The 23,299-nt window shown below is 60.3% G+C and carries 21 protein-coding genes; 19 read left to right on the top strand and 2 right to left on the bottom strand.

Annotated elements, in window-relative coordinates:
* The first annotated feature begins 217 nt into the window (after nt 1–217).
* Both ACSAMW_RS06725 and ACSAMW_RS06720 read left to right on the top strand, forming a co-directional pair.
* Complete coding sequence (locus ACSAMW_RS06725) at nt 218–727, top strand: acyloxyacyl hydrolase (RefSeq protein WP_500593252.1); 510 nt, start codon at nt 218–220, stop codon at nt 725–727.
* A gap of 233 nt (nt 728–960) precedes the next feature.
* Nucleotides 961–3,126 (top strand): putative bifunctional diguanylate cyclase/phosphodiesterase, encoded by a 2,166-nt coding sequence (locus ACSAMW_RS06720; protein ID WP_500593251.1) that lies wholly within the window; start codon nt 961–963, stop codon nt 3,124–3,126.
* A gap of 33 nt (nt 3,127–3,159) precedes the next feature.
* On the opposite strand, the gene ACSAMW_RS06715 is transcribed toward ACSAMW_RS06720, so the two are convergent.
* A complete protein-coding gene (locus tag ACSAMW_RS06715) occupies nt 3,160–4,452 on the bottom strand; it encodes an ATP-grasp domain-containing protein (RefSeq protein WP_500593250.1) in 1,293 nt (430 codons plus the stop codon).
* The gene (vioA, locus tag ACSAMW_RS06710) at nt 4,452–5,564 is read right to left on the bottom strand and encodes a dTDP-4-amino-4,6-dideoxy-D-glucose aminotransferase VioA (RefSeq protein ID WP_500593249.1); all 1,113 of its coding nucleotides are present in this window, start codon (nt 5,562–5,564) and stop codon (nt 4,452–4,454) included. The genes ACSAMW_RS06715 and vioA overlap by 1 nt, the downstream gene beginning before the upstream one ends.
* A gap of 226 nt (nt 5,565–5,790) precedes the next feature.
* Between vioA and pseB the strand changes: the two genes are divergently transcribed.
* From pseB to fliE, 17 genes are all read left to right on the top strand, one after another.
* On the top strand, nt 5,791–6,792 hold the full coding sequence (gene pseB / locus ACSAMW_RS06705) for a UDP-N-acetylglucosamine 4,6-dehydratase (inverting) (RefSeq protein ID WP_500593988.1): 1,002 nt from the start codon (nt 5,791–5,793) through the stop codon (nt 6,790–6,792).
* The gene (gene pseC, locus ACSAMW_RS06700) at nt 6,789–7,931 is read left to right on the top strand and encodes a UDP-4-amino-4,6-dideoxy-N-acetyl-beta-L-altrosamine transaminase (protein WP_500593248.1); all 1,143 of its coding nucleotides are present in this window, start codon (nt 6,789–6,791) and stop codon (nt 7,929–7,931) included. Before pseB ends, pseC begins: the two co-directional genes overlap by 4 nt.
* Before the next feature lie 12 nt (nt 7,932–7,943).
* Nucleotides 7,944–8,642 carry a pseudaminic acid cytidylyltransferase gene (gene pseF, locus ACSAMW_RS06695; protein WP_500593247.1) on the top strand — a complete coding sequence of 233 codons (699 nt, stop codon included), beginning with the start codon at nt 7,944–7,946 and terminating at the stop codon, nt 8,640–8,642.
* The gene (pseG, locus tag ACSAMW_RS06690; RefSeq protein ID WP_500593246.1) at nt 8,639–10,102 is read left to right on the top strand and encodes a UDP-2,4-diacetamido-2,4,6-trideoxy-beta-L-altropyranose hydrolase; all 1,464 of its coding nucleotides are present in this window, start codon (nt 8,639–8,641) and stop codon (nt 10,100–10,102) included. Before pseF ends, pseG begins: the two co-directional genes overlap by 4 nt.
* A complete protein-coding gene (pseI, locus tag ACSAMW_RS06685; RefSeq protein WP_500593245.1) occupies nt 10,083–11,129 on the top strand; it encodes a pseudaminic acid synthase in 1,047 nt (348 codons plus the stop codon). The genes pseG and pseI overlap by 20 nt, the downstream gene beginning before the upstream one ends.
* A 704-nt stretch (nt 11,130–11,833) precedes the next feature.
* Nucleotides 11,834–13,060, top strand: a complete 1,227-nt coding sequence (locus tag ACSAMW_RS06680; RefSeq protein ID WP_500593244.1) for an MFS transporter — start codon at nt 11,834–11,836, stop codon at nt 13,058–13,060.
* Between the two features lie 7 nt (nt 13,061–13,067).
* Entirely contained in the window at nt 13,068–14,318 is a 1,251-nt protein-coding gene (locus ACSAMW_RS06675) for an arsenic transporter (RefSeq protein ID WP_500593243.1), read from the top strand.
* Between the two features lie 232 nt (nt 14,319–14,550).
* The gene (locus ACSAMW_RS06670; protein ID WP_500593242.1) at nt 14,551–15,480 is read left to right on the top strand and encodes a ketoacyl-ACP synthase III; all 930 of its coding nucleotides are present in this window, start codon (nt 14,551–14,553) and stop codon (nt 15,478–15,480) included.
* 24 nt (nt 15,481–15,504) lie between these two features.
* Complete coding sequence (locus tag ACSAMW_RS06665; protein WP_500593241.1) at nt 15,505–16,800, top strand: motility associated factor glycosyltransferase family protein; 1,296 nt, start codon at nt 15,505–15,507, stop codon at nt 16,798–16,800.
* A complete protein-coding gene (locus tag ACSAMW_RS06660) occupies nt 16,793–17,071 on the top strand; it encodes a hypothetical protein (protein WP_500593240.1) in 279 nt (92 codons plus the stop codon). Before ACSAMW_RS06665 ends, ACSAMW_RS06660 begins: the two co-directional genes overlap by 8 nt.
* Before the next feature lie 193 nt (nt 17,072–17,264).
* Complete coding sequence (locus ACSAMW_RS06655) at nt 17,265–18,113, top strand: flagellin domain-containing protein (protein ID WP_168081387.1); 849 nt, start codon at nt 17,265–17,267, stop codon at nt 18,111–18,113.
* 74 nt (nt 18,114–18,187) lie between these two features.
* Entirely contained in the window at nt 18,188–18,547 is a 360-nt protein-coding gene (locus ACSAMW_RS06650; RefSeq protein WP_168083520.1) for a flagellar protein FlaG, read from the top strand.
* A gap of 82 nt (nt 18,548–18,629) precedes the next feature.
* Nucleotides 18,630–20,063 (top strand): flagellar filament capping protein FliD, encoded by a 1,434-nt coding sequence (fliD, locus tag ACSAMW_RS06645; protein ID WP_500593239.1) that lies wholly within the window; start codon nt 18,630–18,632, stop codon nt 20,061–20,063.
* Nucleotides 20,064–20,222: 159 nt separating this feature from the next.
* A complete protein-coding gene (gene fliS / locus ACSAMW_RS06640; protein WP_500593238.1) occupies nt 20,223–20,621 on the top strand; it encodes a flagellar export chaperone FliS in 399 nt (132 codons plus the stop codon).
* 16 nt (nt 20,622–20,637) lie between these two features.
* Nucleotides 20,638–20,931 (top strand): flagellar protein FliT, encoded by a 294-nt coding sequence (locus ACSAMW_RS06635; RefSeq protein ID WP_500593237.1) that lies wholly within the window; start codon nt 20,638–20,640, stop codon nt 20,929–20,931.
* 238 nt (nt 20,932–21,169) lie between these two features.
* Nucleotides 21,170–22,645 carry a sigma-54 dependent transcriptional regulator gene (locus tag ACSAMW_RS06630; RefSeq protein ID WP_500593236.1) on the top strand — a complete coding sequence of 492 codons (1,476 nt, stop codon included), beginning with the start codon at nt 21,170–21,172 and terminating at the stop codon, nt 22,643–22,645.
* Between the two features lie 310 nt (nt 22,646–22,955).
* Nucleotides 22,956–23,291 (top strand): flagellar hook-basal body complex protein FliE, encoded by a 336-nt coding sequence (gene fliE, locus ACSAMW_RS06625; RefSeq protein ID WP_500593235.1) that lies wholly within the window; start codon nt 22,956–22,958, stop codon nt 23,289–23,291.
* Nucleotides 23,292–23,299 lie beyond the last annotated feature (8 nt).

Raw genomic sequence — 23,299 nt, 5'->3', positions numbered from 1 at the left:
TTACGTACTGTAACCCCACGCCTGCTCGGGCGATTGCCAACTATTGTGCTCACTGCGCAGGACTAAACAGATGAGACGAGAACAAGAATTCACTAACTAGAATATATATTCTAGTGATAAAGTCGGCCCTTCGCTGCACATGGCGGGGAGGCCAGGCATAGGCTCCATGGCACCCACTATTGAGCTGCATTCCGTTAGCTCCCTTAAGGCTATAAGCATGAAAAAAGTACTTGCCCTTGCTGCTGCGTCGTTGCTGTCTCTAAGCGCCCATGGCGCACAACTGAGTGGGGCGCTGGGCGCTACCAGCCAGGGTGGTGGCACCGCGCGCATAGCGCTGGGCTTCGACTGGGACAAGGCCTGGTTGCAATCTTCCACGGGAAAACTGACCGGGTACTGGGACCTTGGCTACACCTACTGGCAGGCAGGTGATGAGGCCGGTGGCCGCCATTCGGTCTCCTTTGCGCCCGTCTTCGTTTACGAGTTCGGCCAAGGCAACCTCAAGCCTTTCATTGAAGCCGGTGTTGGCGTCTCACTGTTCACCGGTACTACGGCCGGCGATCAGAAGTTCGGCTCTGCGTTCAACTTCGAAGACCGCCTAGGTGCTGGTCTGAAGATCGGTGAAACGCAGAAGGTTGGCCTGCGCGTGATTCACTACTCCAACGCCAGTATCAAAGAGCCTAACGACGGCATCGAGTCCTACTCGTTGTTCTATAGCCACGCCCTTTGACCCTCCTGTGACTGCGCAACGGCCTGCCTGGCTGTTGCCCAGTTGCGTAGCGTGTGCCCTGATCCAGCAGGGCCTCACGCACCGGCCTTTCCTGCCACGCCTAAAGTTTTCAACCCCATTGCCGACAGGCTTTGGTGTAATTGAAACGTTTACGGGCGATAACGGACAGAGCGCCCATTTAATGTCGAACGAGCATATTTGCCTCACGTGCAGACTGGAACAAGGCAACAGACATGATCAAGGCCAGCTACCCTTTAGATGAACAGTTCCGGCTTCAAGCGCTGGCTGAATACAATGACTTGAGCCTTGATGATCTTCCCTCCCTTGATCACATCGTGACCCTGGCCTCGAAGCTGTTCGATGTGCCCATGGCCTTCGTGTCGCTGGTACGCGAAGACACTCAGTTCTTCCATGCCAAAATCGGCATGGACGTGGCCTGTACACCTCGCGACATCTCCTTTTGCAGCCATACAGTACTCAAGAACGAGCTGATGGTTATTCTGGACGCGGCCTATGACCACCGCTTTCATGACAACCCGCTGACGCTGCAAGGCCCGCGCATACGGTTTTACGCCGGCATGCCCCTGCGAAGCCCCAGTGGTTATCCGATCGGTACTCTCTGCCTGGCAGATCATTCCCCACGCAACAAGTTTTCCGAGCGTGACATCAGTACCTTGCACGAGCTGGCAAGAATTGCCATGGATGCCTTGGAAATGCATCGGCTGGAGATTGCCCGGCGCGTGGGCCAGCGTCGCTTCGAAGGCATTGCCAACAACTCGCCAGACAGCATCCTGTGCACGGATCAAAACGGCGTCATCACCTTCTGGAACCCGGCTGCCGAAGCGCTCTATGGCTATGGCCAAGCCGAGATTATCGGCAAGAACATTGAGTACCTGCTGCCCCCGCAATACCGTGGGCTGCATGCGATCAACCTGGCCAAGGTGGCACATGGTCAAAGCCCGAAACAGGCCGGCAAAACCATCGAACTGGAAACGGTGAGCGCGCGTGAAGAGGTCATCCTGACCGAGCTGTCCCTGTCCATGTGGTTCGAGAACGGCCAGGTGGCGTTCGGTGCCATATTGAGGGATATCCGCGAGCGGCGGTATGCCGAAGAAACACTGTTCAGGATGGCGCACACGGACACGCTCACCGGCTTGCCCAACCGCGCCATGTTGAAAAGCAGGCTGGAAGAGTCGGTTTCCCAGGGCCGGCCCGTGATGTTGCTGTTGATTGATCTGGACAACTTCAAGGAGGTGAACGATACCTCCGGCCACCCCGCTGGCGATGAAATCCTGAAACATGCAGCCAGCCGCCTGCTGGCGTGTGTAAGGGACACCGACCTGGTCAGCCGGCTAGGCGGCGACGAGTTTGCGGTGTTGATTCACAGTGTGCGTGAAGACTACATGGCCGATGAGCGTGCCGATCTGGTCATTGAGGCGCTGCAAAGGCCTTTCAGCCATGATGGCCAAGTCTTCCACTTGGGCGGCAGTGTGGGCATGGCGCTCTTCCCGAGCGATGCGGCCACCACCGACGAGCTGATCAGCAATGCCGACATGGCCTTGTATCAGGCTAAGGTCGACGGGAAGAACCGCTGGCACCGCTTCAGCCCTAGTTTGCGGCAAAAATCCATGGAAGCGCGCACCATGCGCTTGGAGTTGTCCGTGGCGGCCGAGGAGGGGCAGTTTGAAGTCTACTTCCAGCCACAAGTGCTGCTCAGGGACGGCACCATTACGGGGGCAGAAGCGCTGATTCGCTGGAACCACCCCACCCAAGGTGTGTTACCCCCCGAACACTTTCTGGCTACCCTTGAAAACAGCCGGCACGCCGAGACCGTGGCCTATTGGGTGCTGCGCACGGCGTGCGCACAGGCGGTCGAGTGGCGAAAAGTAGTGCCGTCGTTTCGTGTGGCGGTGAACCTGTTCTCCAAACAGCTGGAGTCCTCTCGGCTGGTGACCCTTATCTGCCGCATACTTGAAAGTTGCGGTCTGCCACCCGAAGGCCTTGAGCTGGAAGTCACGGAGAACATCTGCCTGCACGAGAACCGCCAGATCATTGAAAACCTCAAGCAGCTGTACGACATGGGCATCGGTGTGGCCTTCGACGACTACGGCACTGGCTTTGCCTCGTTGAGCGTATTGAAGAACTTCCCCCTCACCAAGATCAAGATCGATCGCTCCTTCGTTGCCAGCATGGCCACCTCTCGCACAGACGCGGTGATCGCCAAGTCCATCATTCAGTTGGGCAAAGGCCTGGGCTATGCCGTGATCGCAGAAGGTATCGAGTCTGCTTCAGAGGCCCAGCAATTGATGGACAAGGGATGCACCGAAGGCCAAGGGTATTTCTTCGGCCACCCGGCCACGGCGGCTGCGTTCTCCAGGGACTACCTGGCCCAACGCTGAAGGAGGGCGCCTCTGCCAGCGCGCCCACTCGACCTAGCGCACACCTGCAGCCGGCCCCTCCAGCAACAGTTCGATCATGCTGCAATCGAAGGTCGGAATGTTGCAGCGGTGCGCCACGTCCCGGCGTTCGGCGAAGCTGTCATCCACCAGAATGGCATCTGGCTCAGTGATGAAGGCGGACTTGGGCTGGCCATCCACGATATGAATCACTTCATCGAAGACACCCGCAAGCCGGTATTGGGCCAGCGTGGCCTGTACGTCGAACCGGTGGCGGGTAATCAGCTTCACGGGAATGCCTTGGTTGATGCACTGGAACACCAGAGCCAGCACCATCAAGTTGACCTGCGCGTGCAGGATAAGGGTATCGTCCAGGTCGATGTAGGCCACGCTATAGCGAATGCCATGCCGATAGCGATTGGCCAGGGCCCGGTCGATCTCCACGGGCCCATCATAGGTGAGCAGGCCCAGGGGCAACCGTTCATGCTCATACAGGCCCAGCAAGGGGAAATTCACGCCGCGCACACGGTTCAGCGCCATGGAACCGGCGATGCGCGGGGCAACCTCTAACAGCGTGAGTTCCCCCTGCTGGTCGCGTTTAACCTGGAAGAACCAGGGGCCGCGCATGTGCAGTTGCGCACCCATGCGCGCAGCCATGGCTTCGATCCCTGGCAGGTGCTCACTCACGCTGTTGACGGCAATCCCGTTGCGCATGCGCACCCGCCTGCGAGCGGCGGCAAACAGCAACCCCTGCTCACGGTCCGAGAAACAGTCCACGGTGAATTCTTCGCCGGGCAGGTATTCGCAGATCAGAGGCTCATCCACGGCGGCGCAGGCAGCCGCCAGCGCAGCAGGCGTATCGACGCGGGTCGCACCTCGGCTGCCCTGGCCGCGGTCCGGCTTCACAAACACTGGGTACTGGGTCACTTGTTCAGGGTTCGTAAAGACCTGAGGCGTTCTGACAAGGCCCTCCAGTGCCTGGTAGGTTCGGGCCTTGCTGCGTGTGATGCGGCAGGTTTCAGCGCTGGCGGCGATCACCGCGCAAGGCAGTGCCTGTGCGGTCTCCTGGAGGGCCACGATCACATCGTCGTAGGCGGGGTAGATGTAATCGATGGCCAGCTGTTCACAGAGGGCAACCAGCGCAGGCAACCAGCCGGCTTCATGGATGCTGGGCAGGGTGTGGTAATCGCCGAACACCAGTTGCGCCGGGTTGCTGACCGCCTGGCCTGCGCCAAATACACGTGTCTCTTTGCAACCGCGCAAGGCGTTGTAGATTTCCAAGCCGATTTCCGTACCAGCAGGGAAAACCAGTACGTTACGCCGCTTCATTAGCGGGCCCCTGTGCGCAGCAGCTCGCAGATAGTGTCTACCACCTCGTCGGGCAGGTCCGGGTAGATGGGCAGGCACAGAATCTGGGAGGAAATACGCTTGGCCACCGGCAGTTTGCTCACGTCTGCCGAGGGCAGCCCGCGATACATGGGGAATTCGCAGATCAAGGGGTAGAAGTAGCGGCGGGCCAGAATGTTGTGATCACGCATTAGCGTGTACACCTGATCGCGATCCAGCCCGTATTGTTCAGTCACCAGAATAGGGAAGTATGAATAGTTCGGCTCATGGCCCTTGGGATGATGGAACAGTTCAAGGCCAGGGATGCGGCTTACGGCGTCGCGGTAGCGCTGGTCGATGCGCTGGCGCATGCCCAGCGCCCGGTCGATGTGCTTGAGTTGCAGCAGCCCGAAGGCGGCATTGATCTCGCTCATCTTGCCGTTGATACCCGGTGCTACTACGGTCACCTCATCGGCAAAGCCGAAGTTCTTCAGGTAGTCGATGCGCTTCTTGGTCTTGGCATCCGGGCACACGATGGCGCCCCCTTCGAAGGTATTGAACACCTTGGTGGCATGGAAGCTGAGGATGGACAGGTCGCCATGGCGCAGCACACTGGTGCCATCCTGGCGTACCCCGAAGGTATGGGCGGCATCGTAGATCACCTTCAAGCCATAGTTATCGGCAATGGCTTGAATACGTTCCACGTCACACGGCGTGCCGTAGCAATGCACAGGCAGGATGGCGCTGGTCTTGGGGGTAATGGCTTTTTCGATACTGGCCGGGTCCAGGTTGCAGGTCACCGGGTCAATGTCCACGAACACCGGCGCCAGGTCGTTCCACAGCAGGGAGTGGGCCGTGGCCACAAACGAATAGGGCGTGGTGATTACTTCGCCGGTAATGCGCAAGGCCTGTAGCGCCGTCACCAGTGCCAGGGTGCCATTGGCAAACAGGCACAGGTGATCAACCCCCAGGTACTCGGCCAAGGCCTCTTCCAATTGCTCATGAAAGGGGCCTGCGTTGGTCAGCCGGCGGCTTTCCCACATTTGCTCCAGGTACGGAATGAACTCTTCCAGCGGGGGGAGCAGGGGGCTTGTGACCGGAATGACTTTGGACATGGGGGGCGAAACTCCACAAGGCACGCCGCGCACTGGGCACAGCGTCAATAAACGCACATGCAGGCGGCAATGGGCCTGACCCAGCAAATAGTCTGCCAAACCCTGCCCGCTTCAGGTGTCTAGGCATTGCCGTTGGCCTGCATATTGCTCCGCTGTCTGGAAAACAGGGTGATGGTCAAAAAACCGTCCGCCCTTGAACCTCGCCATGGAACAGCAGGCCTCGCTTATGTTTGACGGTAAATCCTTGCTTATCACCGGCGGCACCGGCTCATTCGGTCGCCACTTCATCCGCCGGCTGCTGGAGCAGTATCAACCGCGCCGTGTGGTGGTGTTTTCACGCGACGAACTCAAGCAATACGAAATGCAGCAAAGTTTTGACGCCCCCTGCATGCGCTATTTCCTAGGGGATGTGCGCGATGCCGAGCGCTTGCGTACCGCCATGCGGGGTGTGGATTACGTCATCCACGCTGCAGCACTCAAGCAAGTGCCCGCGGCTGAATACAACCCTGGCGAGTGCATCCGCACCAACGTGACCGGTGCCGAGAACGTGATTGCCGCAGCCATCGAGAACCACGTGGCCAAGGTGGTGGCGTTGTCTACGGACAAAGCGGCCAGCCCCATCAACCTCTATGGGGCGACCAAACTGCTGTCGGACAAACTGTTCGTGGCGGCCAACAACATTGCAGGGGAGCAGGCCACGCGGTTTGCGGTAGTCCGCTACGGTAACGTAGCAGGCTCACGCGGTTCCGTAGTGCCCTTTTTCCGCAAGCTCTTGGCTGAAGGGGCCACGGACATGCCGGTCACCGATGCCCGCATGACGCGCTTCTGGATCACCCTGGACCAAGGGGTGCAATTCGTGCTGGACAGCTTCGCACGCATGCACGGGGGCGAAATCTTTGTGCCCAAGATCCCGTCCATTCGCATCGTGGACCTGGCAACCGCCCTGGCCCCTGGCCTGCCTCACCGTTTGGTCGGCATTCGCCCGGGTGAAAAGCTCCACGAACTGATGGTGCCTCAGGATGATGCCCGCATGACCCTGGAGTTTGCCGATCATTTCACCATCCAGCCCTCGGTGCGGTTTACCAGCATGGACCTGGACTTCGCACTGGACGGCCTGGGTGAGCAGGGCAGGCCGGTGGACGAGGCCTTTGAATACCGCTCCGACACCAACCCGGACTTCCTGGATGTGCCGCACATTGCCCAACTGCACGACGGTCTCAAGGCATGATTCCTTACGGGCGGCAAAGCGTGGACGAGACCGATATCGAGGCCGTGGTGCAGGTGCTGCGTTCGGACTGGCTGACCCAGGGGCCGGCCATCGAGCGGTTTGAAGCCGCCATGGCCTCGCGTTGCGGCACCGACCACGGGGTGATGGTATGCAATGCCACCGCAGCCCTGCACATCGCCTGCCTGGCCGCCGGGCTGGGGCCGGGTGACTGGCTATGGACGAGCCCTAACACGTTTCTAGCGTCTGCCAACTGTGGGCTGTATTGCGGCGCCCAGGTGGACTTCGTGGACATCGACCCCCTCACCTGGAACCTCAGTGCCGAGGCGCTGGCCCATAAGCTGGCACTGGCAGAACGTGAAGGGCGTTTGCCCAAGGTGGTGGTGGCGGTGGCGTTTGCGGGCCAGAGCTGCGACATGGCGGCCCTGGCTACCCTGGCCCAGCGTTACGGGTTCACGCTGATCGAGGACGCGTCACACGCGGTAGGCGCGCACTACGGCGGCCAGCCCGTGGGTAGCGGCGAATACGCTGACATGACGGTGTTCAGCTTCCACCCGGTGAAAATCATCACCACCGGCGAAGGTGGCATGGTAATGACCCGCCGCACCGAACTGGCGGAGCGTTTACGCCGGCTACGCAGCCACGGCATGACCCGTGACCCGGCCATGATGAGCGAACCCAGCCATGGCCCTTGGTATTACCAGCAGGTGGAGTTGGGTTTCAATTACCGGGCGACCGACCTACAAGCCGCACTGGGTGTTTCTCAACTGGCGCGCCTGGACCATTTCCTTGAGCGGCGATGTGAAATTGCGGCGGCTTATGACCATGCGCTGGCGCACCTGGGGCTGCAGTTGCCCACCCTGCAGCCGGGTGCACAGTCCGCCTGGCACCTGTACGTAGTACGTGTGCCAGGGCGTCGAGATGAGGTGTTTGCCGCCTTGCGCGAAGCCGGCATTGGCGTGAACGTTCATTACATTCCCGTACATCTGCAGCCCTTCTATCGGCAACTGGGCTTTGGGCCAGGTGACTTTCCCGAGGCCGAGCGTTATTACCATGAAGCCTTGAGCCTGCCGTTGTACCCCGGCCTGACGGCTACCGATCAGGACTACATCGTTCGGTCACTGGCCGAGGCACTGGCATAAGGGAAGCAAGCTGTGACGACCGTAGCCATCATCCCTGCCCGAGGCGGTAGCAAGCGAATACCTGGCAAGAACCTGCGCTTGTTCAATGGCGTACCTATGATGGCGTGGTCCATCCGTGCGGCCCAGCGTGCTGGCTGCTTTGACCGCATTGTGGTCAGCACCGACGATCCCGCCTTGACTGAGCTGGCCCTGGCGGAAGGAGCCGAGGTGCCGTTTCAGCGCCCTGCTGCACTGGCGGATGACCACACGGGTACCTTGCCTGTTATCGCCCGTGCCCTGCGGGAGTTGCCTGATGCCACGTTGGCCTGCTGCCTGTATGCCACGGCTCCTTTGGTACAGCCCCGTTACCTGAACGAGGGGCTGCGCCTGCTCCAGGCCCACCCTGGGAAAAGCTACGCCTTTTCAGTGTGCAGCTTTTCATTTCCGGTGCAGCGGGCGCTGGTGCTGAACGAAGAAGGCGCCTTGGAGGCGCTTTACCCCCAGCACCGGTATACCCGCTCACAGGACCTGCCTACGGCCTTTCAGGATGCCGGTCAGTTCTACTGGGGGCGGCGCGACGCCTGGCTGCGCGGAGACACGCTGTTTTCCCCCTGCAGCCTGCCGGTAAGGCTGCCGCGTTACCTGGTTCAGGACATTGATACCGAGGAGGACTGGCGCCGTGCAGAGTTCATGTACCAAGCCTTGAAGGCAGCGGGGGAAGTGGAGCCATGAAGGTGCTGGTGCGCGCCGACGCCTCTCGGGACCTGGGCGTGGGGCATGTGGCCCGTTGCCTTACCTTGGCCGCCGTGTTGCGTGAGTGGGGGGCTACCGTCACCTTTGCCTGCCGCGACTTGCCAGGCTTCGATCCGGAAATGGTCCAGGGCCAGGGCTTCGAGCTTGTTCTGTTACCTGCTGAGGGCGACGACCTTGCGCAACTGCAAGGGCAGGCCTTTGACTGGGTGCTGGTGGATCATTACCAACTGGACGCCCAGTGGGAGCGAGCGGCCTTGTCAGTGGGCCGGCGGATAGCCGTTATCGATGACCTGGCAGACCGTCCTCACCAGTGTGACCTGTTGCTGGACCAGAACCTCACGGCCACCCAGGCCGCCTACGAAGGCAAGGTAAATACCCGCTGCGAGCGCCTGCTGGGTCCTCGTTACGCCTTGTTGCGGCCAGGGTTTGAGCCGCCATCTGCCAAACCTGAAAAGACCCAGGTCGAGCAGGTGCTGGTCAGCTTTGGGGGGTTCGACGTTGCCAACATGGCCCTCAAAACCTTGCAGGCCTTGACCGCCTGGCCCACCTTGAAGGTGACGTTGTTGGCCGGCCATGACCACCCTCAATGGGCGGCCTTGCAGGCCCTGGCTGCCCGCCATACTGGCTGGCAGGTGCTCAGCCATAGCCCTCGGATGGCGGCGCTGATGCAAGCGGCCGACCTGTTCATCGGCGCCGGTGGAGGGACCACCTGGGAGCGTGCTGCTGTCGGCGTGCCTAGCCTGTGCGTAGCCGTGGCAGACAACCAAGTGCTCAACGCCCAAGCGCTGGCGCGCGACGGTGCGCACCTGTACCTGGGTAAGGCGGCCACGGTTACCGAAAGCAGCCTGCAGGCGGCCATTGGCGTGCTGATCGACAATGCCTGCCTTCGTTACAGCTTTGCCGAACGGGCCCGTCGCTACGTGGACGGCCAAGGCGCACAGCGCGTGGCTACCGCGTTGCTCGGCCCTTTGCTGCAGCTGCGCCGGGCCACGGCCGAGGACGCCCGCCTGCTGTACGAGGGCCGTAATGCCAAGGCTGCCCGCATGGCGTCCCCGGATACCCGGCCCCTGGCGTGGTCCGCCCACCAGGCATGGTTGCATGCCACGTTGGCGGACACCCGCCGGGCCTTGCTGATCGCCCACTTTAATAGCCAGCCCATTGGCATGCTGCGCTACGACCGCCACCCCGATGAGCCGGGCCGGGTCGAAGTGTCGTTGTACCTGTTCGAAGCGTGCCTGGGGCAGGGTTGGGGGCGCTGGCTGCTGCGTGCAGGGCAGCGGTGGTTGCATGAGCACTGGCCCGACGTAGTGCGCCTGGACGCGGCCGTGCTGCCTCATAACGGCGCCTCGCTGCGCCTGTTCAGAACCTCGGGTTTCAGCCAGCACCCCTGTCAATTCACTCAACTACTGGAGCACGCGGATGATCAGGATTGGCCATAGAACGGTGGGGGCCGGCAGCGCCCCGCTGGTGATCGCTGAAATGAGCGGCAACCATAACCAGTCCCTGGACCGGGCGTTGGCCCTTGTCGATGCGGCGGCCGATGCAGGGGCCCATGCACTCAAGCTGCAAACCTACACGGCGGACACCATGACCCTGGACCTGGACCAGGGCGAATTTCATATTGCCGACCCCGACAGCCTCTGGGCCGATACATCCCTGTATGCGCTATACCAGCAGGCCCATACGCCATGGGCGTGGCATGGGCCAATCTTCGAGCGGGCGAGGGCGCGAGGGATGCTGGCATTTTCTTCGCCCTTCGACGAAACGGCTATCGAATTTCTCGAAACCCTGGACGTGCCTGCTTATAAGATCGCCAGCTTTGAAAACACGGACTTGCCCCTGATCCGCCGTGCTGCCGCTACGGGCAAGCCCTTGATCATTTCCACCGGCATGGCCAGCCTGGCCGAGCTTGAGCTGTCGGTTCACGCGGCACGTGCGGCCGGGTGCCAGGACCTTATTCTGCTCAAGTGCACCAGTACCTACCCGGCCACCCCGCAAAACACGCATTTGCGTACGCTGCCACATTTGCGCGAGCTGTTCGGGTGTGAAGTGGGGTTGTCGGACCACACCATGGGTGTGGGGGCGTCGGTGGCCGCCGTGGCCTTGGGTGCTACGGTGGTGGAAAAGCATTTTACCCTCAGCCGTGAACAGGGCGGGGTGGACGCCAGCTTCTCTCTGGAGCCCGCCGAACTGGCTAGCCTGGTCACCGAGACCGAACGCGCTTGGCAGGCCCTTGGGCAGGTGCATTACGGGCCTACAGACGCCGAGCGCAAAAGCCTGGTGTTTCGCCGTTCGCTGTACGTGGTTCAGGACATGGCCCCTGGCGAGCTGTTCACCTCAGCGAATGTGCGCGCCATTCGCCCAGGGCTAGGCCTTGCGCCTCGGCACGTGGATGCCGTGCTGGGCCACCGGGCGCGCCAAGCCATCGCACGCGGCACGCCCCTGGCCTGGCCGCTGGTGGACTAGGCCCCGCAGCGCGGGCATAACCCCCTGTGGGAGTTCGCGAAGCGGACGAACCTGGACAGCCACCGCACCGCAGCGACCTCGCGGTTCCCGGTCTCCGCCTTCGGCTACACCCGGTCCCACAGCAACCAACACTGGCACTGCCCCTGTGGGCGTTCGCGAAGCGGACGAACCTGGACAGCCGCCACACCGCGGCGGTCTGTTCCCGGTCTCCGCCTTCGGCTACACCCGGTCCCACAGCAACCAACACTGGCACTGCCCCTGTGGGCGTTCGCGAAGCGGACGAACCTGGACAGCCGCCACACCGCGGCGGTCTGTTCCCGGTCTCCGCCTTCGGCTACACCCGGTCCCACAGCAACCAACACTGGCACTGCCCCTGTGGGAGTTCGCGAAGCGGACGAACCTGGACAGCCACCGCACCGCAGCGACCTCGGGGTTCCCGGTCTCCGCCTTCGGCTACACCCGGCCCCACAGCAACCAACACTGGCACTGCCCCTGTGGGAGTTCGCGAAGCGGACGAACCTGGACAGCCACCGCGCTGCAGCTCTCGGCGTTCCCGGCCTCCGCCTTTGGCTGCGTCCCGTCCTACACCGTATCGTGCATGGCATAGCCCTGGTGTTGATAATCCTGAAGCTTTCTGCAGGGTTCGGAACTTATGTGGGTAAATGGCGCACTGACATTTGCCGCCCTCACTGTGTGCCATCGCCATGGACAGACCGCTCGACTCGCGCAACGCCTATTCCCTCGATTCACTTAACTTTTTTCTGGCGGATGTACGGGATGGGCTAGGGCCTTACCTGGCCATCTACCTGTTGGCCGTGCACAAGTGGGACCCTGCCAGCATTGGCGTGGTCATGACCCTGGCCGGGCTTGCCGCCCTGGTTACGCAAACCCCGGCTGGGGCCTTGATCGACCGGATAACCGCCAAGCGTGCGGCGGTAATTGTGGGTGCGCTGCTGGTCACGGCCAGTTGCGTGGTGTTGCCTTTCATCAGTAGCTTCACCCTGGTGGCAGTGACCCAGGCCGTAAGCGCGGCGGCTGCTTCCATCTTTGCACCTGCCATTGCCGCCATTTCCTTGGGCCTGACCGGCCCTAAAGCCTTCACCCGCCGTACCGGCCGTAACGAGACCTTCAACCACGCGGGTAATGCCTGTGCGGCGCTGCTGGCGGGGGTGTTTTCGTGGCTATTCGGGCCTGTGGCGGTATTTTACCTGATGGCAGCGATGGCCCTGTGCAGCGTGTTCGCGGTCAGCTTTATCCGGCCAGACAGCATCGACCATGAAGCTGCCAGGGGCTTTGAAGCCGCCGAAGGTGGAGCCCAGGGTACCGCGAGCGGATGGCGAGCGCTGCTGAGCAACCGCTCCTTGCTGCTGTTCGCCGCCTGCTGCGCACTGTTTCACCTGGCAAACGCGGCCATGTTGCCGCTGGTCAGCCAGAAGCTGTCCCAGATCGACCTGAGCATGGCAACACCGCTCACCTCGGCCTGTATCGTTGCAGCGCAGTTGGTTATGGTGCCTGCGGCGCTGCTGGTGGGGGCTCGCGCTGATCACTGGGGGCGTAAGCCCTTACTGCTGGCAGGGTTTGCCATCCTGCCCATCCGTGGCGTGTTGTACACCTTTTCCAGCGACCCTTACTGGTTGGTAGGCGTGCAAGTACTCGACGGCGTAGGCGCCGGTCTGTTCGGTGCGCTGTTCCCGCTGGTGGTCAAGGACCTTACACAAGGCACTGGCCGCTTCAACGTGAGCCTTGGTGCACTGACCACCGCCTTTGGGCTAGGCGCAGCATTGAGCAACAGCCTGGCAGGTTTCGTGGTGCAGGCGGCAGGTTACAGTGCGGCCTTCCTGACCCTGGCCGGTGTTGCCGCTGTCGCATTCGGGCTATTGCTGATGTTGCCAGAAACCATGGCGTCCACCTCAAAAACCACCTCGCACTGAGCCTGCCATGCCGCTGACATTGATTACCTGGTGCATTACTGCGTTGGCCACGGCAGGTGTGATTTTCCGGCCATGGCGGGTTCCAGAGTATGCGTGGGCGCTTGGTGGGGCCGTACTGCTGGTGGTGGCCGGGCTGGTGCCGGTGCAGGCCGCCTTGGGCGCCGTAGCCCGTGGCAATGACGTTTACCTGTTCCTGACCGGCATGATGGTGCTGGCCGAGCTGGCCCGGCGTGAAGGGTTGTTCGACTGGCTTGCCACCTGTGCAGCGCGCCACGCCCGTGGCTCAAGCCAGCGGCTGTTCGACCTGGTGTTCCTGGTGGGGACGCTGGTGACGGTCTTCCTGTCCAACGACGCAACCGCTGTGGTGCTAACCCCAGCAGTATATGCGGCCACGCGGGCGGCCAAGGCAGAGCCGCTGCCCTATCTGTTCATCTGCGCCTTTATCGCCAATGCCGCCAGTTTTGTATTACCCATTTCCAACCCGGCCAACCTGGTCATCTTTGGCACCCATATGCCGCCGCTACTGCAATGGCTGGCCCAGTTCGCCCTGCCGTCGCTAGTCGCCATCGGCCTCACCTACCTAGTACTGCGCTGGACGCAGCGCACAGCCCTGCGCCTGCCGCTCGAAGAGGTCCACACGCTTGCGCCCTTGTCCCGTGGCGCTCGCCTCACGGCGGCTGGCCTGGGAGTGACTGCGGTGCTTCTACTGGTGGTGTCAGCCTTGGATAAGCCGCTGGGCTTGCCTACCTGCCTGGCAGGCCTTGCTACAGTAGCGCTGGTGCACAGCGTGCAACGCCAGAGCCCATGGCCCGTGTTCAAGGGTGTTGCGTGGGGCGTGCTGCCCTTGGTGGCAGGCCTGTTCGTTCTGGTGGAGGCCCTAACCCTAACCGGTGTGGTCGGCGCACTGGCTCACACGCTGGAGCACTGGGCCAAGGCGGCTCCAGCTCACGCCGGGTGGGTAACCGGTGTGCTGGTCGCCATTGCCTGCAACCTGGTGAACAACCTACCTGCGGGGTTGATCGCAGGGTCTGTGGGGCAACTGGCAACCTTGCCCGACGACGTGACCCGGGCGCTCGTCATCGCTGTAGACCTAGGGCCCAACCTCTCCGTTACCGGCTCGTTGGCCACGGTGCTATGGCTGATCGCGGTGCGCCGGGAGGGCATGCATGTGAGCGCGTGGGCCTTTCTCAAACTTGGGTTGCTGGTGATGCCGCCTGCATTGCTCGGAGCCCTGGCCATGATGAAACTGCTGGCCTGAAACAGCGCGGTGGAGGGCAGTACTGCACGGGCGAATATGAGACGTTCGTGCACATTACATCTCCGTCACGTGACCTGCTGGTCATTTTGCGCATCTCCACAATATTGTAATCTTGGGCATCAAGCGCGCCTTGGCTGCCTGTTAGCTGCTGCCCCCAGGTGTGACCAGGCCCCGTACGCGCTGCGTCCGGGGGCAGCGCGTTTTTCAAGCGAATATTTTTTGGGAAGCCAGGATGATTGGCATCAAGAGCATAGCGAGTTACGTACCGGTTGCCGGCCTGGACAACTACGAACAAGGTGCGAAATTCGGCAAGGACGAAGACTTCATTCTCGGCAAGATCGGTTCGGTCTTTTTGCCACGCAAGGCCGCGGAGCAGGAAACCTCTGACTTGTGTGTGGAAGCGGTAAACGCCTTGTTCGCCAATAACCCCTCGCTGTCCCGCGATTCCATTGATGCCTTGATCGTGGTAACGCAGAACGGCGACGCCGAGGGCTTGCCCCATACGGCGGCCATTGTGCAGGACAAGCTGGGCCTGCCCACCGCCATCGCGGCCTTTGATATTTCCCTGGGTTGCTCTGGGTATGTGTACGGTATCTATGCCCTCAAAGGCTTTATGGAAGCCGCTGGCTTGAAGAACGGCCTGCTGGTCACGGCCGACCCGTACTCCAAGATCGTGGACCCGGAAGACCGGAACACCACCATGCTGTTCGGTGATGCTGCTACAGCCACCTGGATGGGGGAGGGCGCCACCTGGCAACTGGGCAAGTCCATGTTTGGCACTGACGGCGCTGGCGCCCCCCACCTGAAAGTGGAGAACGGTACCTTTTTCATGAACGGGCGCCAGGTGTTCAACTTTGCGCTGCTCAAAGTGCCACAGCACCTGCATGCCTTGCTGGAGGCTTCCAGCCTCGCAGCGGCTGATATCGATGCCTATTGCATTCACCAGGGCAGCGCTGCCATTGTGGATGCGGTCGCGCGCCGCTTTGAAGAAGCCAGCCCGGAAAAGTTCGTGAAAGATATGGTCGAGACGGGCAACACCGTTTCTTCAAGTATCCCGTTGCTGCTGGAAAAGCACCTGTTCGACGCCACTTGGAAACGCGTAGCCATCAGCGGCTTTGGTGTAGGGCTCTCCTGGGGATCGGCTATCCTTTACCGCGATTGAACTGGCCTTCGCGGAAGTGTGTGCATGACTGATCTGTTGCCCCATAACCTGGCTGTTATTGCACAGCGTTGGCCTGCCCTGGCCCAGCGGCTGGAAAACCAGGCGCTGGGCCACTTGCAGGTCGAACTGGTGCAAGGGCAGGTGCAAACCCTGCGGGTAAATGGGATTCAGCTCACCAGCCGGCATGATCCTGTGGCCGAGGCTCAGGTGCAGGCCCGCAGCTTGCCTGACGATGCCTTAGTGGCTCATGTCTACGGGCCCGGCCTGGGGCACCTGCCCATTGTCTTGTTGGCCTCGCCTCAGTGGCAGGCGGTACAGGTACACCTGCTTAACTTGGCCGTGTTTGCCTTGGTGCTTCAGGTGGCCGATCACCGCGCCTGGCTGTCAGATCCCCGTTTGACGCTGGCTCTGGCCGAAGATGAGGCAGAAATCTGCCTTCCCTTTGTGGCCATGCCCTCCGAGCTGGTGCTGGCCAGTGACCCTTGCGCGAAAATACGTGACCGGCTGGTAAGTGAGCTTCACCTGAGCTTCAACAACCGCCCGTTTCAGTATCAGGATCCCGAGGTGGTCGAACGGCTTGAGGCTAACCAGGCGCTGGTCGCACACGATGGCAATGTGGCGCAGCTGTTTGGTACGCAGGCAGGGAAAAGTGTCTACGTGATAGCCACCGGGCCTACGCTAGAGCACCATTTTGACCACCTTTACCAGAGCCGTACCCAGGTGGACCGGCCCCTATTGATTTGCGCCGATACGGCCTGGAAGCCGCTGCTGGAGCACGGCATTGTGGCGGACATTGTGGTGAGCATCGACCAACGCATCACGGATCGCCACCTTCCAGCAGCATGTTCAGCAGCCACCACGTTGGTGTACATGCCCCTGGTGCCCGGCGGCGTGCTGGCACAGTGGCAAGGGCGTCGATTGGTGGCACTCTCGGCCAGCCCGGTCTACGACAGCCTGCGGCAACACTTGCCCAAGGCTGAGCTGCACAGTGGCGGTAGCGTGATTCACCCGGCGGTGGATCTGGCGGTACGGATGGGGGCCGCACAGGTCACTCTGTTTGGCGCAGACTTTGCGTTTCCCAACAACAAGACCCATGCCGGCTGGAACGATGGGGACCTTGGGCCTTCCCTTGCCAAAGCCCGGCACTGGGTATTGGACGGCCATGGAAACCGTGTGCCGACACAGCTTAACTTTCGCAGCTACCTGACCGAACTGGAGCGGTATATCGCTCAATATCCGCAGGTTATGTTCTTCAACACCAGCCGCAGTGGCGCCAGCATTGCAGGCACCCACTTCGCCGAGGGCCTGGTGCATGGCTGATCGAGCTCACTTGATAGAGCAGGCTCAGGCCTGTGGCACCCTGTTCAGGCTTGGCCGCGAGGTGGAGGCGGCCCTGCAGATGGTTGACCTGCTGGACCAGGCCTCACTGCTGTTTGCCACAGCGCCTGTGAGCACTCAACAAGCCTGGCATACGTTGGTTGTCTCTATTTTCTCCGGCCAGGAACTTCACGACTGGCTAGGGTTAGCCGATGATCTGCAGTACGAGTTAGTGGCCTTGTTGGAAGTATTGCCAAGAGTGTCACAGTTTTGAACATTGAACAGCCTGCTCTTACATTCGTAAGTAGCTGTTTTTAATGAAAAAAATAATTAACTGGAAAAAAATCTTTAAAAGCCCCTCAAGCAAGCTACAGAGGCGACGATAACTAGGACGTAGGTTCTCTAGGCCACACCCGGCGCAGCCAGGGCCGGAAGCCAGTACATCACTCCCCCCTGAGGATTTCGTCATGTCGTTGACCGTTAACACTAACATCGCTTCCTTGACCGTTCAGAACAACCTGAACAAGGCTTCGTCTGCCACTGCAACCTCGATGACTCGCCTGTCCTCGGGTCTGAAAATCAACAGCGCCAAAGACGACGCTGCTGGCCTGCAGATCGCTACCCGCCTGACCACCCAGATCAAAGGCCTGACCGTCGCCACCAAGAACGCCAACGACGCCACCTCGATCGCCCAGACCGCTGAAGGCGCGCTCCAGGAAACCACCAGCATTCTGCAGCGTATGCGTGAACTGGCTGTTCAGTCCCGCAACGACTCCAACAGCTCGGCTGACCGTTCCGCCCTGCAGTCCGAATTCGGCCAGATGAGCGACGAACTGACCCGTATCTCTACCTCTACCACCTTCGGTACAGGCATGAAGCTGCTCGACGGTTCCGCTTCCGCCCTGCAGTTCCAGGTAGGCGCCATGACCGGTTCCGACCAGCATATCGACCTGGGCATCAGCCTGGACGCTTCGGCCTCTGGCCTGGGTGTAGCCTCGGTTGCCATCACCGGTTCGGACGTCAGCGCTGCGCACACCGCCATCGACTCGGCCATTACTGCCATCGACGCCGCACTGAACTCTGTGAACAACACTCGTGCCGACCTGGGTGCCAAGCAGAACCGTCTGGAAAGCACCATCAGCAACATCAGCAACATCATCGAAAACGCCACGGCTTCTCGCTCTACCATCCAGGACGTGGACTTCGCCGCTGAAACCGCTGAGCTGACCAAGCAGCAAACCCTGCAACAGGCTTCCACCGCGATCCTGTCCCAGGCTAACCAGATCCCGTCGTCTGTACTGAAACTGCTTCAGTAATAACGGTTGATGGCCAATGACGAGGGGGTGCGCGATGCGTGCCCTTTCGTTGTTTTAACCCTGAGGTAATGGTTATGGACATGAGTGTCAGTGCAGTAAAACCGACGCTTGACATAGCAAAACCTGCGGCTGCGCCAACCCCTGGGGATACCACAATGACCGCCGCCGATAAAAAGGCAAGCGGCCATGTGGCGGCCACCGGCAAGGTTGAGCGTGATCAGGTCGAGCAGGCGGTGAAGGATATCCAAGCGTTTGTAGATTCCAACCAGCGCAACCTTGATTTCTCTATCGACGAGACCACGGGCGACGTTGTTGTGAAAATCGTGGCGACCACTAGCGGTGAAGTCATTCGCCAGCTGCCGTCCGAGGAAGCGCTGAAGATGGCGCAACGCTTGAAGGATCCCCACAGCCTGCTGTTCGACGAGCAGGCTTGAGTCGGGCACGGAATTTGTAATGTTCCGGTGAAGAAAGGCAGGCCGCCGGAATGTCGGCGGCCAGGCCTACAGGAGAGCACGAATGACTACATCCAGCACGTCTGTCAGCTCCAGTGGCGGTATTACCGTCAGTGGTGTCGGCTCTGGTATCGATACCTCGGCGATTGTCAGCGCCTTGGTAAAAGCATCTACCAGCCCCAAGCAGACCCAGATCACCAAAGCCGAATCCGCGACCAATACCACGCTGTCCGGTATCGGCAGCTTGAAAAGCGCCCTGGCAGCCTTTCAGACAGCCGCGGCTGCGCTGAACAACACCAACACCTTTATGGGCCTTACCTCGACGTCGTCGCTGGAAAGCGTAGCCAAGGTGACTTCTGACAATACCGCGTCTACCGGCAGCTATGCGCTGAAAGTAGATAAGATCGCTACGGCGTCCAAAGTATCGAGCCAGCTGTTTACCAGTGGTACGAGCACTGCCATCAGCTCTGGCACGCTGTCGATTACCCAAGGTGACAAAAGCTATTCAGTGACAGTGGGCTCAGGGGCCACTTTGAGCACCGTGCGGGACTCCATCAATGCTTCGCTGACGTCTAGCGGCATCAGTGCCAACATCGTGACGGACGCTAAAGGCTCGCGTTTGGTGCTGACCTCGACCACCACCGGCGCCGGCTCGGACATTTCTACCAGTGGTATCTCTGAACTGACCATCGACGGTACGGCCAAGCTTGATCCGTCCAATACCAGCAGTGCAGGCTATATCACCGATCGCCCCATAGATGCCAGCTACAGCATCGACGGCCTGGCAATGACCAGCAGCAGCAATTCCATTAACTCGGCGGTCAGCGGCCTGAGCTTGACCCTGACAGGCGCTGGAAGCTCCACAATTTCGGTAGCGTCCGACAGCGACACGTTGAAAAAATCCGTCCAGACCTTCGTGGACGCCTACAACACCATGATGACGGTGGTGAATAACCAGACCAAAGTGACCGCTACGGGGGCTACTTCCAGCACCAGTACATCGGCCGCTACCACCAGCGGGCCGCTGACCGGTGACCCTATGGTGCGCAAGCTGGTGGCGGAGATCCACGGTGCGTTAACGAGCGTGAGCACCACCAGCGGTTCCTTGAGTGTGCTGTCCCAGCTGGGCGTGGGCACCAACTCCACCACTGGCCTGCTGTCCCTGGATGACACCAAGTGGAACAAGGCAATGACCACCCAGTACGGGAACGTGGCCAACCTGTTCACGGGCAAGGACGGGTTGATCACCCGTATGAGCGGGATTCTTGACGGCTATACCCAGACCGGCGGCGTACTGGAAACCCGGCAGAAGTCCCTCAATGCCAAGCTGAGTGACCTGGATGACCAGCAGGCCACCCTGGACCGCCGAACCGACTCGCTCACGGCCATTCTAACGGCCAAGTACACGGCCATGGACACCTTGGTCGCGCAGCTCAATGCCACCAGTAGCAGTGTGCTCAAGACCTTGGAAGCCATGACCAAGTCCAACAGCGATTAACCCTGTCCATTTGTTTCTTTTGCCCGGTAACTGTTGCAGGTTGCCGGGTTTTTTCATTCTGGTGATCCACTAAAGTTCGCCGGTCTCATGTCGATAAACTGAGCATGGGGACTTGTCGGTCCCACAGACTTTCGCCCTGACCCTTAGAGGCTTACCGCAATGCATCCGATGAAGGCGCTTCGCCAATACCAGAAAGTGAACTCCCATGCGCAAGCGTCCGAGGCCAGCCCACATCGCCTGGTGCAGATGTTGATGGAAGGCGTGTTGGACCGTCTGGCCCAGGCCAAGGGGGCCATGGCTCGCAACCAGGTGGCTGAAAAGGGTGTGATGCTGGGCAAAGCCATCGAGATCATTGGTGGCTTGCGGGAGGGGCTTGATCCCGAGAAGACTGAAGACAAGAAAGGCATTGCCAAGCTGGACCAGCTGTACGCGTACATGATGAAGCAGCTGATTCAGGCTAACCGCAAGAACGATCCGAACATCGTCGACGAGGTTGCTCGCCTGATGATCACTGTCAAGGCTGGCTGGGATGCGATTGGCCATGTTGCTCAGGAATAATCGCGAGGACTCGACCATGAGTGCCCTGGAACGCATCGAGTATACCCGTGCGGCCCTTAGCGAAGCGTTGGCCGTGAAAGACTGGGCCGCCATCGGCACACTGGACCAGCAGATTCGGGCCTGCCTCGATGGGTTGCTAGACAGCGTAACCGTGGACCCCGCCATTTTGCGTCATAGCCTGGAGTCACTGCTGAAGCTGTATCATCAATTGGTAGATGCCAGCCGTGGCGAGCGCCAGGCCGTAGTGGAAGAACTCAAGCAGGTTCGCCAAGGCCATACCGCCAGCAAGGTGTATCACCTCTTTACCTGAAGCCTGCTGCGTAACGCCTGAGCAAGGCGCCTGCGGCGGCGCCTTTGAAAAAGTTCATGGTGTGATGTGAAAACTTTTCCAATTTAGATGCGCCATAAATTTGACTGTGCCTGTGTTTTTGACTTTACTAGTGCCTGGTTATCAGGTTCCGGCGTCTCACGGATATCGCCCTGAGGTGGCAAGTCATTGTGACAGGCGCCGTAGCGGGCATTGGATTGACTAGGGAAGTTGCTATTGCATGTGGCGTGAAACGAAAATTCTGCTGATTGATGACGATAGCGCTCGCCGCCGCGACATGGCGGTGATCCTGAGCTTCCTCGGTGAAGACAACCTTCCCTGTGGCAGTGGGGACTGGCAACGAGTTGTCGAGGGCCTGGCAGCCAGCCGAGAAGTGCTGTGCGTGCTGGTTGGAACGCTCAATGCGCCCGCCAACCTGCCGGGGCTTTTGAAAACGATCGCTGGCTGGGACGAATTCCTGCCCGTGTTGCTGCTCGGCGACAGCTCCCATGTGGACCTGCCCGACGACCAACGGCGTCGCGTGCTCTCCACATTGGAAATGCCTCCTAGCTACAGCAAGCTGCTCGATTCCCTGCACCGTGCCCAGGTGTATCGGGAAATGTACGACCAAGCCCGTGACCGCGGTCGGCAACGCGAACCCAATCTGTTCCGTAGCCTGGTGGGCACCAGCCGTGCCATTCAGCACGTACGCCAAATGATGCAGCAGGTAGCCGATACGGATGCCAGCGTTCTTATCCTTGGCGAGTCAGGCACCGGTAAGGAAGTGGTCGCACGCAACCTGCATTACCACTCCAAGCGCCGCGATGCGCCGTTTGTGCCTGTGAATTGTGGTGCCATTCCTGCCGAGTTGCTGGAAAGCGAACTGTTCGGTCATGAGAAGGGTGCGTTCACAGGCGCTATTACCAGCCGCGCAGGCCGTTTCGAACTGGCTAATGGTGGCACGCTGTTCCTGGACGAAATCGGTGACATGCCGTTGCCTATGCAGGTAAAGCTGCTGCGGGTACTTCAGGAACGCACCTTCGAGCGCGTCGGCAGCAACAAGACCCAGAGCATCGACGTGCGCATCATTGCAGCCACCCACAAAAACCTGGAAAGCATGATCGAAATCGGCAGTTTCAGGGAAGACCTGTACTACCGGCTCAATGTTTTCCCCATTGAGATGGCACCGCTGCGCGAGCGTGTGGAAGACATTCCACTGCTGATGAACGAACTGATCTCGCGCATGGAACATGAAAAGCGCGGCTCCATCCGGTTTAACTCGGCTGCCATCATGTCGCTTTGCCGTCATGCCTGGCCGGGCAACGTACGCGAGCTGGCCAACCTGGTGGAGCGCATGGCAATCATGCACCCCTACGGTGTAATCGGCGTGGCAGAGTTGCCGAAGAAATTCCGCTATGTGGACGACGAAGACGAGCAGCTCGTGGACAGCCTGCGCAGCGATCTGGAAGAGCGCGTAGCGATCAATGGCCATGCGCCGGACTTCACCTCCGGCGCCTTGCTGCCGCCTGAAGGCCTGGATCTTAAGGACTACTTGGGCGGATTGGAGCAGGGGCTGATTCAGCAGGCGCTTGATGATGCCAACGGCATTGTGGCCCGTGCCGCCGAACGCCTGCGCATTCGCCGCACCACGCTGGTGGAGAAAATGCGCAAGTACGGCATGAGCCGCCGTGACGGGGATGAGGCGGGGGACGAGTAGCCTGCTTCCGTTCGCGGCCTGGCGGCCGCTCCTACAAGGCACGTTCCGGCGTGCCACCTGTAGGAGCCCGCACCAGCGGGCGAATGACCCTCACGCCCGCACGGCTTCCAAACAACTGCCGTTCAGCAGTTGCCCTCTATTGAACGAACCTCTGGCTTGGGGGTTGCTCAAACAACACACACCTGCACATATTTATCAGGCTCATGTCGATCAAGTTGCCGTGCGCCACGCCCGTTGGCATCGCTCTTGCTACCTCTAGAATAACTGACGGTTTCAGCGTCAATTTTTTGCAGGTTCCGGAGAGCAGCCCATGAGCCAAGGTGTTGAATTCAATCGCTTGATGATGGACATGCGTTCCATGCAAATGGAGGCCATGGGCACGTCCAAGGTCGCCGCAGCACAGGCCGTGACGGCGACCTCTGGCAGCAGCTTCGCTGACTTGCTGGGCAATGCCGTAGGTAAGGTGAACGATACCCAGCAAGCCGCCAGTCAATTGGCTAATGCCTTTGAAATCGGCAAAAGCGGTGTGGACCTGACGGATGTAATGATTTCTTCCCAGAAAGCAAGCGTGTCTTTCCAGGCTATGACCCAGGTGCGCAACAAGCTGGTTCAGGCCTACCAAGACATCATGCAAATGCCGGTTTGAGGGCAGAT

The sequence above is a fragment of the Pseudomonas sp. AB39(2026) genome, assembly GCF_059831485.1.
The sequence above is the reverse complement of the archived record's forward strand: the minus strand, read 5'-3'. Positions and strand labels throughout refer to the sequence as shown.

Excerpts from the sequence above, each read along its gene's own strand:
- ACSAMW_RS06680 (WP_500593244.1), top strand. The coding sequence starts at position 11,834 with ATGGACAGACCGCTCGACTCGCGCAACGCCTATTCCCTCGATTCACTT.
- ACSAMW_RS06675 (WP_500593243.1), top strand. The coding sequence starts at position 13,068 with ATGCCGCTGACATTGATTACCTGGTGCATTACTGCGTTGGCCACGGCA.
- ACSAMW_RS06635 (WP_500593237.1), top strand. The coding sequence starts at position 20,638 with ATGAGTGCCCTGGAACGCATCGAGTATACCCGTGCGGCCCTTAGCGAA.
- ACSAMW_RS06670 (WP_500593242.1), top strand. The coding sequence starts at position 14,551 with ATGATTGGCATCAAGAGCATAGCGAGTTACGTACCGGTTGCCGGCCTG.
- pseI (WP_500593245.1), top strand. The coding sequence starts at position 10,083 with ATGATCAGGATTGGCCATAGAACGGTGGGGGCCGGCAGCGCCCCGCTG.
- ACSAMW_RS06650 (WP_168083520.1), top strand. The coding sequence starts at position 18,188 with ATGGACATGAGTGTCAGTGCAGTAAAACCGACGCTTGACATAGCAAAA.
- ACSAMW_RS06630 (WP_500593236.1), top strand. The coding sequence starts at position 21,170 with ATGTGGCGTGAAACGAAAATTCTGCTGATTGATGACGATAGCGCTCGC.
- ACSAMW_RS06725 (WP_500593252.1), top strand. The coding sequence starts at position 218 with ATGAAAAAAGTACTTGCCCTTGCTGCTGCGTCGTTGCTGTCTCTAAGC.
- ACSAMW_RS06655 (WP_168081387.1), top strand. The coding sequence starts at position 17,265 with ATGTCGTTGACCGTTAACACTAACATCGCTTCCTTGACCGTTCAGAAC.
- fliE (WP_500593235.1), top strand. The coding sequence starts at position 22,956 with ATGAGCCAAGGTGTTGAATTCAATCGCTTGATGATGGACATGCGTTCC.
- ACSAMW_RS06660 (WP_500593240.1), top strand. The coding sequence starts at position 16,793 with ATGGCTGATCGAGCTCACTTGATAGAGCAGGCTCAGGCCTGTGGCACC.
- pseB (WP_500593988.1), top strand. The coding sequence starts at position 5,791 with ATGTTTGACGGTAAATCCTTGCTTATCACCGGCGGCACCGGCTCATTC.
- fliS (WP_500593238.1), top strand. The coding sequence starts at position 20,223 with ATGCATCCGATGAAGGCGCTTCGCCAATACCAGAAAGTGAACTCCCAT.
- ACSAMW_RS06715 (WP_500593250.1), bottom strand. The coding sequence starts at position 4,452 with ATGAAGCGGCGTAACGTACTGGTTTTCCCTGCTGGTACGGAAATCGGC.
- pseC (WP_500593248.1), top strand. The coding sequence starts at position 6,789 with ATGATTCCTTACGGGCGGCAAAGCGTGGACGAGACCGATATCGAGGCC.
- ACSAMW_RS06665 (WP_500593241.1), top strand. The coding sequence starts at position 15,505 with ATGACTGATCTGTTGCCCCATAACCTGGCTGTTATTGCACAGCGTTGG.
- fliD (WP_500593239.1), top strand. The coding sequence starts at position 18,630 with ATGACTACATCCAGCACGTCTGTCAGCTCCAGTGGCGGTATTACCGTC.
- ACSAMW_RS06720 (WP_500593251.1), top strand. The coding sequence starts at position 961 with ATGATCAAGGCCAGCTACCCTTTAGATGAACAGTTCCGGCTTCAAGCG.
- pseG (WP_500593246.1), top strand. The coding sequence starts at position 8,639 with ATGAAGGTGCTGGTGCGCGCCGACGCCTCTCGGGACCTGGGCGTGGGG.
- vioA (WP_500593249.1), bottom strand. The coding sequence starts at position 5,564 with ATGTCCAAAGTCATTCCGGTCACAAGCCCCCTGCTCCCCCCGCTGGAA.